General features: G+C 40.7%; 14 protein-coding genes and 1 pseudogene. 5 read left to right on the forward strand and 10 right to left on the reverse strand.

Annotated features, from left to right (window positions below; translation table 11 throughout):
• Positions 1 to 768 precede the first annotated feature (768 nt).
• The 9 genes from AAIG11_RS17430 to AAIG11_RS17470 form a co-directional block, all read right to left on the reverse strand.
• Entirely contained in the window at positions 769 to 2,562 is a 1,794-nt protein-coding gene (locus tag AAIG11_RS17430) for an ASKHA domain-containing protein (protein WP_343187491.1), read from the reverse strand.
• Positions 2,555 to 3,586 (reverse strand): methylcobamide:CoM methyltransferase MtbA, encoded by a 1,032-nt coding sequence (locus AAIG11_RS17435; RefSeq protein WP_343187503.1) that lies wholly within the window; start codon positions 3,584 to 3,586, stop codon positions 2,555 to 2,557. Before AAIG11_RS17435 ends, AAIG11_RS17430 begins: the two co-directional genes overlap by 8 nt.
• Positions 3,587 to 3,702: 116 nt before the next feature.
• Positions 3,703 to 4,563: a uroporphyrinogen decarboxylase family protein gene (locus AAIG11_RS17440; RefSeq protein ID WP_343187504.1), complete on the reverse strand. Its 861-nt coding sequence runs from the start codon at positions 4,561 to 4,563 to the stop codon at positions 3,703 to 3,705.
• 70 nt (positions 4,564 to 4,633) lie between these two features.
• Positions 4,634 to 5,281, reverse strand: coding sequence for a corrinoid protein (locus AAIG11_RS17445; RefSeq protein ID WP_343187492.1), 648 nt, complete (start codon positions 5,279 to 5,281; stop codon positions 4,634 to 4,636).
• Positions 5,282 to 5,322: 41 nt separating this feature from the next.
• Positions 5,323 to 6,411: a uroporphyrinogen decarboxylase family protein gene (locus AAIG11_RS17450; RefSeq protein WP_343187493.1), complete on the reverse strand. Its 1,089-nt coding sequence runs from the start codon at positions 6,409 to 6,411 to the stop codon at positions 5,323 to 5,325.
• Positions 6,412 to 6,460: 49 nt separating this feature from the next.
• Positions 6,461 to 7,219 carry an ABC transporter permease gene (locus tag AAIG11_RS17455; protein ID WP_343187494.1) on the reverse strand — a complete coding sequence of 253 codons (759 nt, stop codon included), beginning with the start codon at positions 7,217 to 7,219 and terminating at the stop codon, positions 6,461 to 6,463.
• Positions 7,220 to 7,331: 112 nt separating this feature from the next.
• Complete coding sequence (locus AAIG11_RS17460; protein WP_343187495.1) at positions 7,332 to 8,393, reverse strand: ABC transporter substrate-binding protein; 1,062 nt, start codon at positions 8,391 to 8,393, stop codon at positions 7,332 to 7,334.
• Positions 8,394 to 8,416: 23 nt separating this feature from the next.
• Positions 8,417 to 9,202, reverse strand: a complete 786-nt coding sequence (locus AAIG11_RS17465) for an ABC transporter ATP-binding protein (protein WP_343187496.1) — start codon at positions 9,200 to 9,202, stop codon at positions 8,417 to 8,419.
• Between the two features lie 513 nt (positions 9,203 to 9,715).
• A complete protein-coding gene (locus tag AAIG11_RS17470; RefSeq protein WP_343187497.1) occupies positions 9,716 to 10,060 on the reverse strand; it encodes a hypothetical protein in 345 nt (114 codons plus the stop codon).
• Here AAIG11_RS17470 and AAIG11_RS17475 point away from each other — a divergent pair.
• The 5 genes from AAIG11_RS17475 (at position 10,059) to AAIG11_RS17495 (ending at position 12,104) form a co-directional block, all read left to right on the forward strand.
• A complete protein-coding gene (locus tag AAIG11_RS17475) occupies positions 10,059 to 10,562 on the forward strand; it encodes a hypothetical protein (protein WP_343187498.1) in 504 nt (167 codons plus the stop codon). The two genes, AAIG11_RS17470 and AAIG11_RS17475, sit on opposite strands and share 2 nt — an antisense overlap.
• Before the next feature lie 24 nt (positions 10,563 to 10,586).
• The gene (locus tag AAIG11_RS17480) at positions 10,587 to 10,784 is read left to right on the forward strand and encodes a Tn3 family transposase (RefSeq protein WP_343187499.1); all 198 of its coding nucleotides are present in this window, start codon (positions 10,587 to 10,589) and stop codon (positions 10,782 to 10,784) included.
• A gap of 327 nt (positions 10,785 to 11,111) precedes the next feature.
• Positions 11,112 to 11,549 carry an exoribonuclease R gene (locus tag AAIG11_RS17485; RefSeq protein WP_343187500.1) on the forward strand — a complete coding sequence of 146 codons (438 nt, stop codon included), beginning with the start codon at positions 11,112 to 11,114 and terminating at the stop codon, positions 11,547 to 11,549.
• Positions 11,550 to 11,553: 4 nt separating this feature from the next.
• Positions 11,554 to 11,760, forward strand: coding sequence for a hypothetical protein (locus AAIG11_RS17490; RefSeq protein WP_343187501.1), 207 nt, complete (start codon positions 11,554 to 11,556; stop codon positions 11,758 to 11,760).
• 137 nt (positions 11,761 to 11,897) lie between these two features.
• Complete coding sequence (locus tag AAIG11_RS17495) at positions 11,898 to 12,104, forward strand: Ada metal-binding domain-containing protein (RefSeq protein ID WP_343187502.1); 207 nt, start codon at positions 11,898 to 11,900, stop codon at positions 12,102 to 12,104.
• A gap of 511 nt (positions 12,105 to 12,615) precedes the next feature.
• Here the strand turns inward: AAIG11_RS17495 and AAIG11_RS17500 are convergent.
• Positions 12,616 to 12,839 (reverse strand): annotated as a pseudogene (locus tag AAIG11_RS17500) (nitroreductase family protein); the annotation flags it as partial.

A 12,839-nucleotide genomic window follows, 5' to 3' on the forward strand; every position in this document is an offset into this window, starting at 1 on the left:
AGATTTCGTAACCACTTTCTTCTCTGTAGTATTTAATTGTCTCTAATAGTTTGATGGAATCCTCCCGATCTTCAAATATGATTTGGCCGTTGATTCCCCTTAGCATGACATGGTATATTCCTGTATGGCTTTTCTTTCGTTCTTTTCTTGGCAAAATGATCACCTCATGTTCATCTTAGCATGAAGCAAGAGTTAGCTCAACACAAAAGAACCGTCCCCTCGTGTCCTTGTAACACCCTTCCGTTTTGCTCCACCTTTGAGTTTCGGCTTCGGCAAAATGATCCGAGTTACTACTTAAACCGGCAAACGATTTCTCGTGAAGGCAGATGCTTACATGTCATCATCCCCATTCGACATACTCGCAAGTTTTAAATCGGTTATTTATCAGAAAATGTTGATCACCATGCGCGCAGTTTGGTGATCTCGTCTGTTCGAAAAAGAATGTCGCTTCATCCATAAGGCTTTCATTTTATACCTAAAGAATCTGTGCCTCCGCCTAAATCATGCATTTATTTTCTAATATTCTGACTAATTAGAGTTTATACGATTGTTCCCTCCATGTCTAATACTTGTTTTGTATCATAATGATAGAGCGAAACTATCAAACTTTCAAAATACAAGCCATTCATGCAATGACAGAAAAATCACAAATAACACCGGCACGCATCATCCATCTGTCAACGTCTTCGAAGTCAGTCAACGTCTTCGAAGCCTGAGCGTCCTGGCATGAATGGCCCCATCCAATGGATACAGTATATTTTCCTGGGATTAGCCTGGAAAAATCAGGCATTGAGCAAAAATTTTTTCATATCCTTCTGATGCTCCCAGCTCTATATATTCCATGCGGCAAGCTAATTCTTCAATTTGTTTCTTAACCGCAACAGACATAAGCGCCATATAGGCTCCTGTTTTGGAAGTGTTCCCTAGATACACTAATTTATCGCTTACTTCTTCTGGCAATATGCCCGTTCCTACCAAATTGTCCGCGGATAAATGCGCTCCAAACTGTCCTGCGATCAACACTTTGTCAAGTTGATTTATACGCATATTTGCTTGTTGTAATAAAACGTAAAAGCCAGAAAGAATAGCACCTTTTGCTAATTGCACTTGCCGTACATCTTCTTGTGTAATGATCAATGGTTCTGAGCTGCTTTTTAATACAAACTCTCGCTTTTTCCCATCTAGTTGAATCATATCGTAGCGATAATCCGACGTATCCAGCATTTCCTTTTTGATAAATGCACCATTTTTTCTCACAAGTCCTGTGCGAATCAACTCTTTCACAGCAGCTAATATTCCACTTCCACATACGCCTATGGGTTCTTGGTTTCCAATCACTTTAAGTTCAATACCACTTTCAGTGATCTTCACATCCTCAATTGCACCCTCGGCCGCTCTCGTACCTGCACTAATATTCATGCCTTCTAATGCGGGTCCCGCTGCACAAGAACAGGACAATAGTTCACCATGATTTGATAAGATCATTTCTCCATTGGTTCCAATATCTATGAATAAAACATTTTCTTGGACATTTTGTAACTGGCCTACATAGGCACCAGCGACAACATCTGCACCTATATAGGCCGAAACTGCCGGGAGACAATATACTTTTGCACCCGCGGCTACCTCTAAGCCAATCTCTTTCGCCAGTATCATTTTTGCTCTTACAAATACCGGTGAATAAGGAGCGGTTCCTATAGAGGTTGCGTCTACCCCTAAAAGAAAATGCATCATTGTACAGTTGGCTGCAATGGAAACTTCATAAATATTTTTTCTGTCTATGTTGCATTGGTGACACATTTCACCAATCATTTCATTAATTGCCTTTACAATTTCGTGTTGTAGCTGTTCTTTAGAATTCTCTGGATTATCTATCTCATAAGTAATCCGAGTTAACACATCAAGCCCGAATTTTTTTTGGGGATTGATCATTGAAGCTGTAGCTATTTCCGCTCCGGTCTTCATATCAATCAATGCTGTTACAAGCGTTGTTGTCCCAATATCAATCGCGACACCATAAATAAAATCTGTCGTATCACCTGCTTCAAGCCCGATTAGATCCTCACCATGAAAAACGCCTGTGATTGTTTCCTCAGCTATTCGATGCATCTGCAAAAGCCTCAAATCCATTTCCTTAGCACCAAAAACATTACATATGGAATCCTCAAATGACATTTGATTTTCTAATGTAGGCTTCTTCAGTTCAAAAACCATTTTATGAACTGCCGGTTGAAAATCAAATGTTGGTACATAACCTGTTGTCAGCACTTGATGGTTGGTTTCTTTTTGCATGATTTCAATTGCAATATCTTCTCGCGGTATTACAAGACAAGATAACCTTACCCCGGAATCCACTTCGTTCTTTTTCAAGAGCTTTTTTTCAGTTTCTGAGATGAAAGTTGGATTTTCTCCAAGAACTTTAACCTTGCATTTCCCACACAATCCTTTTCCATTACATGGATTATCAACGAAAATATCATTCGCCACCAGAATTTCTAATAAGTTCTCACCAGGACTATAGGCAACCTCTTTATGCTGTTCTTTAATAAAAATCTTAGGCATCGATGACTTCCTCTCCCTTTATAAGAGCGTTCATCATTGATTTTACGTTTTTCAAAGAAGACTTCATTCCCAGTCCACATGCAGGTGATATGATATTCGAGCTATCTCTGACACATTTTCGAGTTAGTTCGGCAATTTTCTTGGGTTCTCCAAACTCAATTGCAAAAGTACTTACATTTCCCATTAATAGTCTATTCCCTAAATTATTCCTTGCTTCCTCAATACTTACCATCGAATCAAAACTGAGCACATCACTCGTGATCAAATTCACCTCTGGGTACACTTTTTTCATCTGCCCACAGATATGAATAATGGTAGCGGTCTTTTCTTTTTGTATTGCACGTATGATTTTATTAATGTATTTTACAGCAAATTCTTTAAACAGCTTAGGTCCTAATATTTCACCCGTACCACTTGGGTCTGAAATTGCAATGACATCTGCTCCTGCTTCAATTTGTTTTTGGGCATATGCAATTAATTGTTCTGTAACAAACTCTAGAAGCTCATGCGCTTCCTTGCTATTTTTTCTTAACTCTTTATAGAAGACAACCGGTTCCACTATAGAACTGGCTGTACTGATAGGTCCCGTTATGTTCCCAATAATTGGCACTTGCTCCCCCTTCGATTTTAACAACTTAATTGCATCTATCACGACCTTTGCTCTTCCTTGATGGTAGTTAATAGGGGAAAGTACTTTCCATTCTTTCACGGAATGAATAGCATATTCCACTACATGCGGTTCATAAATGTTTGTTCCCATATCCACCTTGGCACCGAATTCTTCGGCCTCAATGGTCATGCAAAAAGGAACCCCGAAATTTTCAAAGCAGCCTTTTTCATATACTGCTGTTGCTAAATCAGCCATCATGTGAGCATTCATGTGAGCTTCTGGAAATGTGATGCCCACGTCTTCCATTATCTCGGCTATGACCATATTCATCATACCGCCAGGACAGATGCATGGTGGCCTATCGACTTTTTCTTGATTTAAAACCTTATTAAGTCTTTCCTTTGGCGTCAGCATGGCTTTCACCTCTTTCCAGCCGTATTAGGCAAATGTATTGCTCTTTACTCCCATTGCATTTATAGATTTCACTCTTAAGATCTTCTTCTGTTCTTAGCTTTTTTCTTGCATAACAACTAACACAAACTGAGTGTTTTGATTACCCCGTTTTTCAATTTATAATGATTATTTTTAATACACATTTGCCCAACAAACTTTGCTTGACCAATGACTTCTATGCAGGCTTCAGCATATTTGATAGGAACTCCCAAGTTAATATCTTTCCATACCGCTCTATCTGTTCCTAATAATGCAAGTGTCGTTTTGGGGCAAAGCAACATCATCGTTTCGTCATTTAAGATTTCTTCTATTCCTTTTAGTAGTGGGTAAGTAAATAACTCTACCACTTGTTCAGCATACTTTGGTCCTAAAACATTTAATCCTCCAGATGGATCAGCATAGCAAAGCATGTTGACTCCTGATTTTTGAGCCGCTGTCACAAAACACATTATTTCATCTTGAAACTTAATGAAGATTTCCTTCATAGCTTCTGGCTGTTTTTTTAAAGCCTTGAAGACATGACGCGAATCCATTAATACATTCATAATAGTAAAGGGTCCTGAAACGTATAAAACCACATTTTCTCCTTTTTCCCGAAGGTAATGACAAGCTTTTAGAACTTCTGCTATACGCCCTTTTGAATAATCAATTTTAGGTAGTCCTAGTATTTCTTCTGGAGTTGTACAAATATAGTCACCGGCTCTTGGACCTATGTTCTCATCTCCATAATTTATGATTCCACCCATTGCCTCTCCTTCAACTGTATGGCAAAACGGCAATGTGCAAAATGAAGTATGATCATGCTTTTTCAGTTCTTGGGCTAATAAAACCATGCTCTCCCAATGCTTATAGGCTTCGGGAAATTGCAAATTCGTTTTCCGGGTCACTTCTTTATTAATCCCTGCCGAGTTATCATATGTACAGTCAAAATCCACCATTTTACTCACGCTAAATCCTCCAGCCTATTCATGTAGCCACTTCAACAGTTTCTATTGATGATACGTCATTTTATGTGCCTATCAAATGACCTACCAGCTTCACGGCTTCCATTGCATTTTTTGAGTAACCATCAGCGCCAATCTTTCTGGCAAACTCTGGCGAGGTAGGCCCGCCACCAATAATTACTTTAACGCTATTGCGCAGACCTTCTTCACTTAAAAGCTCTACAACCTTTCTCATATTGTTGGTGGTTGTTGACATCAAGGTAGATAGCGCAACTACTTTTGCACCTTTGTCCTTAACTGCATGAACAAAACGAACCGGCGGAACATCACGTCCCAAATCAATTATCTCGTACCCTGCTGCTTCCAGCATGATCTTCACCAGATTCTTGCCAATATCGTGGGTATCACCTTCCACAACACCAATGACAACCTTGCATTTCTGTTGAGAATCATTTTTATCGAGGTGGGGACGTAAAACATCCAGCCCATTATACATGGCGTCGGAGCAAATTAATAGCTCGGGAATAAAGTACTCTTCATCCTCATACAAATCGGCAGCTTTCTTCATGCCATCTGCTAAACCATACATAATCCCATCAATTGCTGGATAGCCAGACTTTATGAATTCTTCAGCCACGGGAATCACTTTTTCATCTTCCATTTCCACTACGCATTCCGACAATGCGTATATGAGTTCCTCTTTATTTGTCATCGCCACCTGCCCCCTTCTTGCCTGATAGTTAACTCAACGTTTTATTGTCTGCACTGCTTCAGCATCCCTGCCACCCTCTCAGGATCCACAGGGTATCCCACTTCCCGCACTGTATCCATCATCATTTGAATGTTTTCAAAAGGTGTTTCAACAGGCAGACTGCATCCAGACATAACCATATAGCCTTTAGGCGAGTCGTAGGCATCCAAAATACCTTCCAACGTCTTCTTGCGTACAGCCTGGGGGCTTCCTAAATACATGATGTCCGCCGGATCTACATTGCCTAGAATCTTAGCACGATGGCCAATCGCCAGCTTGCAATCCTTTAAGCTAGCTACATTATCAATACTGATACCTCCAATTCCAGTATCAGCAAGATCATGCCAAATTCTATTAGTCTGTCCGCATATATGCACAACCACTTTGGTTTCATTATAGGCTTTGATAAAGTCAATCAATTCTTTTAGATAGGGTAATGAAAACTCTCGAAAAACCTTGGGGCTGACAACGGTACTTGAGGACATCGGATCCGATATGGTAGGGGTTAAACCGATATCTAAGACAGCCTTGGCGTAGGCCTTACAGGTTTCCACAGAAATACGGCAAAGCTTATGAAGCGCTTCTGGGTTTTTATAAATTAACTTGAGGGCTTCATCCACACCAAACAAGAAAAAAGCGTTGGTAAATGGTCCCACGATACCAGCAGCACACTTTATCTCATCCTTAACAAGCTCCTGTAGATATTTCATTGCATCCAGGTGCACGGGTAACCGCCCATCCTTATAGGGATCAGCAGGACTCAGCGTCTTAATATCCTCTACCCGAGAAATGGCCGGTTTTGCTAAATCAGCTGTCGCATCGTCAGGAAACATCACAGTTGCACCCATAGCTTCTGCCCAAGTGAACAAATCGGTAAAAATGCGCAGACTATCGCAGCCAAACCTACGATAAGTGGCCACTTGCGCCTCTGCAATGGCTTTAGAGTTGTGATTGAACTCGGAAATTTTGCATCCATACACTCTTGCAACCCCATTTGCAATGTTGGGATTGCAAGGTAATCTGTCTGCTCCCTTTCCATTGGCAATCGCTGCTGCTCTTTCGGCTGGAGTCATAAGGTCTGTGTTCAGCATAAAAACCCCCTCTTCTCAGATTTGTTTTCATTCAATGACCCTTTTCAAATTAGTTATTTAAAGTCCAACGCAAAATTCTGGACTTGATCATATCAAATAGGCACATGATTCCCACCAATACAATCCCCATAAAGATAAATCCTACAATTACAAGGTCAAAGCGTGCGAAATCAGCGTAGTATTGAACAAAATAGCCCATGCCAGAGGTAGCACCAAACATTTCTGCCACAGTAAGCAGTATAAACGAAAACTTAAGCGCAACCGCACAACCGGAAAGTATCGTGGGAGAGGCTGCCGGAAGTATCACTTTGAACAATTTTTCCAGTCCACTTATCTCTAGCGTGGCCGCATTCTCCAAGTATCTCTTATCGATCGTCATTACTCCATTAACAGTTGTGCCCAATACCGGCCAAAAGGCTCCTAAAAAGATTATAAATATGGATGCACTTCGGAAGGATGGAAAAATATGAATTGCGAAGGGAGTTAGAAGCGTTGCAGGAACAGCACTAAACCCGTTAATGTAGGGTGTGATATTATCCCGAAGCAATTTTTTCAAGCCAATCATTACTCCAAGACTTATTCCCAAGGTTATCGCCATCGTATACGCTGGGACAAGGAGCTTCAGAGAACTTTTCAGTCCATCCATTAATTGTCCGAAATACAAAATAAACCCCGGCAATATTTTGCTAAGTCCCGGGAATAAAAATGAATCTAAAATACCAAAAACATCGGTTGCAAGATAATACGAGCCTATTATCCCAATAAAAATTAGAATCATTCCTAATCTGTCTCTTATCATTTTTTTCATGCTGTCACTCCTTCGAAGATACAAAATGCTTCACCTTTAGGGTTTTATGCAAAAGACAGACTTGGCATGTAACTGTGCACCAAGTCTGTCGTAACAATTCATGTCCTGATTATTAAAGGTTATGTTCTTTAAACATTTCCAACTTCTCCTGGAAAAAAGTACTATCAGGATATTCCATCATTAGAGAATCTAAAGCTGCTTTATAATGGTCGACATTAATATGGTCTTCAATTTTAATTGAAGAATCCTCTATGTATCCAAAGGCATTCATTTTTTCCCACATTTTTATGACGCTGTTTTTAAATGGATCAGTATCATAAATCATATGCTCACTAAGCAAAAAACTCTTGGCTGTTTCTTCAGGCATATCTAAGTTTTCAACAACCAACTCAACCACTCGGCTCATATCTTCATTCATGTCCTTTTCAGCTCTCAAATATGCACGAAACAGTTTTTCTGCCGCGTCTGGATTCTCATCCACCCAGCTTGTGTTTGCAAGCATCCGGCAGCAAGAGTGATATGGCCACAACTCATCAGGCCACAAAACAATTTCCATGCCCATCTCAGCAATTTGAAGCTCAAAGCCTGTTGATACTGCACCAAAATCCACTTCTCCCTTACGTACTGCTTCCATCACATCTGGATTCCTTCTCATTTCAACAAATGTAACATCCTCATCCAGGTCAAAACCCGCATCATATAAAATCCCTTTAAGTACTACATCAGGGGTGCCGCCTCTCATAATAGCAATTTTTTTACCACGAAAATCTTCTACGCTGTTATATTCTGTATCAGGCATTGCAAAAACAGGAGTTGCACCGATAATCATATAGCCCCCAAAGATAGTCCAATCTTGACCGTTTGCAATTTGTATCAAAGGACCGCCCGTGCCATAGGTAGATAGAATGTCTACTTGTCCTGAACTCAAAGCTGCAAAAGCATCTGCGCCACTATTAATATACACCATCTCAACATCAATACCTTCTTCTTCTAAATAACCATTATCCTCAGCAAGATATTGGAACACCTGGCCCGAGGTTGCCTGTGCTGCTACTCTAATCACAACATTTTCTGTGGTTGTTGTTTCAGGACTTGTTGTAGAACCCGTAGCGCAACCTGCTAGAAGCATCAAAGCTACGATAAAAAGAACGGCGAACTTCACATTACTCTTCATTTTCATACCTCTTTTCATTTTTCTTATACGGCTGATTTTGTTTGAACTTCATTATGTATGATTTTAATAAGGTCATTACGCAAATCCATTGTTTGGGGATCATCATACATTGTTTTTCTGTTCAGCTTTTTTTTATCTTTAAATGAATGTTTGTAAATGATTTTGCTAGGTGCTTGACCCAACACAAAAATATCTGTTGCCAAAAATAGTGCCTCATCCACATCGTGAGTTACAAAGAAAATTGTTTTACGATTTTCAGTCTCTTGCTGCCACAAGTTCAAAACCAAATCCTGAAGCTTAGCTCTAGTTAAAGCGTCCAACGCTCCAAAGGGCTCATCCATCAAAAGAATGGGAGGGTCAATACTAAAGGCTCTGGCTATTGCACAACGTTGTTTCATACCTCCAGAAAGCTCCTTAGGCAGCTTATTAAACACAGAGTCAGGCAACTGAACATCCCTTAGCCTCTTAAGCGCTTCAGTTTTGCGTTCATTCCAGCTCATATTTCTATTTTTTTGCTTGAGTGCTATCATAATATTTTCTCCAGCACTCATCCAAGGAAAAAGTCCATAGTCTTGGAATACCACACCTCTCTGCAGACCTGCTTCAATAATCATTTCATGGTTCACAAGGATTTCGCCTGAATTTGGTGTTTCTAGACCTGCAAGCAAACGTAGGAAGGTGCTTTTTCCGCAACCAGATTGACCAAGCAGACAGATAAAGGACCCGGCTTTAACGTTCATATTAATGTCGTTAAGTATCAAGTCTTTGGCATAATGAAATTTCAAATGATTTACTGATACATCCAACATAAGCTTCCTCCGTTTTCTGGTGTTGCTTGCGCCTTGATAATTTGCGCATAAAAGAATCCACACAAATCCACTCATTAATTACATATAAATACAGCGATGTTTGTATTATCACAACAAATCTGAGTATATACCAGTATCGCGGGAGTGTCTAATCGCTATTTCAAATACTATGTGTTGGTTTGATAGATTATTTCAATGATAAATATTAGCATCCTTTGATTCGATACCCGCACATTTATGCTTACAAATCATAAGCTATTCTAAGCAAAAATGTGGCGTACTAAGTTGGATTTCTTCTATCGCAAAGCATGTGCACATCACGGTTGAGACGGAAATCATATGATATGATTGAGTAGAGCGTATAACTGTTCCATGACTTCAAAAAAATAAACTAAGTTTCTAATTTCTGTAACAATATTTATAGTTAATCCGTCTACCTATTGAGGATACAGCATGAGGAAGACTTAAAATGGCGAAAATACGGATGTCAAAAGATTGAAAACGACATGCTAGTCACAGAGCTGGAAATGCAGTTAGTTGTCCCTCAGTCTTTTCTGAAAGAATTAGAAAGGTGGGACACATCCAAGTAAAATATTGTGTTGTCAGGAATCTCTCCCAGAACTTTGTGGTGAACCATCGGCAGTATCGGCTGAACTTCAGAAAGACTGACCGGGCATGGTGCACCAGCCTGACATCCAGGTAGATCATGTTCTTGATCACCGTTTTGATCCGTCGGCGCTGGTTCTTTCGGCTGATGGGAGCATCATCCTTTTTCAGGGTCTCCAGGCCAATGAGTCTGAGCAGGTTGTATGTAAAAGCTCCTAATGTGAGACTGGACAATTGGAGGACGACACTCATGCACATCAAAAACAAAATTCTTACGGCAGCCATTCTATTCGTATTTTCCTGGTTCACACCACTGTTTACAATTCTATCTCAACTCATGGTAGGCCTTGCGAGGAGTGCGGCTGCCCCAGTAAGCAGCTCTTGGCTCTTCTCCAATCTCATGGATCTATTCGTCTTACTCATTGCACACATCATTTTTATGTGGGTGATGCTGAAGAAATTCAGCAAGAACAACATCCTTCATGGCATCATGATCTTTGCGCTGCTCAACGTGTTAGCAGGTATTTTTATCTTTCGAAACCCGGTATCTACATCGGGTTTGTTCTACCAGACGGCTAATTTCTTATCCAATGTGGTGCTATCAAATGTTGTGTTTGTACCGGAACGAGACAAGCCATACATGATGCTGTTACCGTTTATAACACTGGCAATCCATGTACTGCTTGTGCAAGGAGTACCATACTTGAAAAAAAGTGAAAGAAAAGCACCCAAACCTACGGCAGAAAACGCTTAGTCGTCGTTAAGTGTATAAAAGAGCTTGGCTCCAGACGTCGAGCGGCCAGCAAGAGATGCAAGATCGCAAGATCAGCTGATGAGAGCAAGCGCTCTGAACATACTGATAAATGCCATTAGCATCTGGAATACTGTGTATCTTCAAGAAGCAGTGAGTCATCTGAATAACAATGGAGGGTTTGATGAAGAGCTTCTCAAGAAGATTTCTCCGCTTAGGTGGTAACATATCAACCTTCTAGGGGAGTATCATTTCAAAGCTGGAGATATACCTAAAGGAAGTTCATTAAGACAGTTGAATATATAGCACTGAAATAGGAGATAGTCAATATGTGCTGACTATTTCTTATTTCCAGGCCTTTAATAGGGGTCATAAATGTAAATTGCGTCTTCGAGTGGGAAATTTAGATAATCGCTTCCAGAAACTGTCTTAGCGTGGGTTTTGTCGGTAATGTGCACGGTACTCCGAATTTGCGTATGTCCCATGTACAAATTGAATAATATATACAATATGTACAATGTGTGCTAAAATGGTGTAAAGGAGGGAATAGCCATGATCGTATCCAGAAATTTAAGCACTGCCCGTCAAAGTTTCTCAGAAGTTTATACCGAAACATACGCCCAGTATCGTCCTTCTGTCATCAAAAGAAACAAAGGCGAAGAAATCCTTCTGCTTCGTTCCGACCTGCAGAAGATGCTCTTACAACAATACACAATCACAACAAATGTCATCAAGGAAGATGATGGTTCCGTTACGATTACGACCGAACCATTGGATCTATACGCCAACGCAGATAACGAAAACGTTGCTATGAATGAACTCATCCAGGAAATGAAAGATTATGCAAATGATTACCTGGACAGAGCATATTATTTTCTGCAGTCACCAAACAGAAGAGATCACTTTCCATATGTTCTCAGGATATCTCTTTGCCAGTCAGATCAGGAAATTCATCAAATGTTGGAGGTAAAACATGCCTCCAAGGTTTAAAGACTTGAAAAAATACTGCGATAAAGATGACTGGGTTCTTGCACGCGATACAGATCACTTCCATTATGAAAAAACGCTGTTCGACGGGACAATCTTAAAAACAAAAATCAGCCATGCAACCCAAAAAGAAATCCCGAAACACTTATGGAAGCATATCTTATCGAAACAGCTGCAGATCACCGAAGAAGAGTTCTGGAAAAAAATCAAATAAAGCCTTATCCTTAATCTTCTTGTCACAAAGCATGCACAAAAGGGGGTTATCGTGCAAAAACCCCACTACCTATACGCTTGATGGGGTCTTTTGAAGTGGGATGGATCTGGCGGCCAACCTGTTAAGAGTGGGTCGCCATGGCAGCAGCAGCGGCAGCCAAAGAGGAGTCGTCAGCTGCTGCCGAGTCAAGTGATGGGCAGAGCTATATCGGCAATAAGAACTCAGATATTTTCCATACGTCGGACTGCAGCTCCCTGCCGGCAGAACACAACCGAATTTATTTTGACACCCGAGATGAAGCCATTGAAACAGGACAGAGGCCGTGCCAGCGGTGCAAACCGTAACTAAGCAAAGGACGTGATACTGATGAAGGTGATCCTTGATCGATTTGAAGGCAATTATGCGGTGGTTGAACTGGAAGAAGGGGTGTTGATCAACATGCCCTAATTAGTCTTTTCCAGTCTCTGGAAGAGATAAAGCCTCCGGCCACCTCTTCCAACTCGTCGTCCGTCAGATCACCTTCTCCTTTAATGGAGTACGCGTTCAGTATGTCGCGAAACTGTGTATATTCGCCATGGAGAAGAAGAGGTCATGATAATAACCTTGGGAAGTAACGGTTTTTCATTTTATGATCATGAAAACAATAGAGTCGTTAATATGGAGAAGCTTTCAGAGATACCGACTTATAGTGGCGTATTTCAGAAATAGTCTGTGCTTATTTTCTGGAACAGTCATGATTTCTTTGGGGCTATATAGGTTTCAAAGGACTTCAGACCTTGGGGGAGGCGCAAAAAAGATGCAAGAGCTACCAATATAAACTCTCTACGATTGGACTGCCCGTGATGATGAAGGCGGCTAAACGCCGGTATGAGCATTGCCATAACGTTCATACATAATGGTCTCCTCAGGGGCTTTTCTTTCAGTGTCATGACGATCAGCACTCAAAAAACCTTCGGAAGGATAACCCAAGATAATCAATGCCGTTGGTTCAATAAACTCCGGTATGTCAAACTCTTTTCTTAAAATTTCTGGATCAAACAAACCCACCATGACGCTTCCAATTTCCAGTTCCCTTGCAG

Origin of the sequence: Anoxynatronum sibiricum, from assembly GCF_039414295.1 — a bacterium.
In the GTDB taxonomy this organism is placed as follows: domain Bacteria; phylum Bacillota; class Clostridia; order Peptostreptococcales; family Tindalliaceae; genus Anoxynatronum; species Anoxynatronum sibiricum.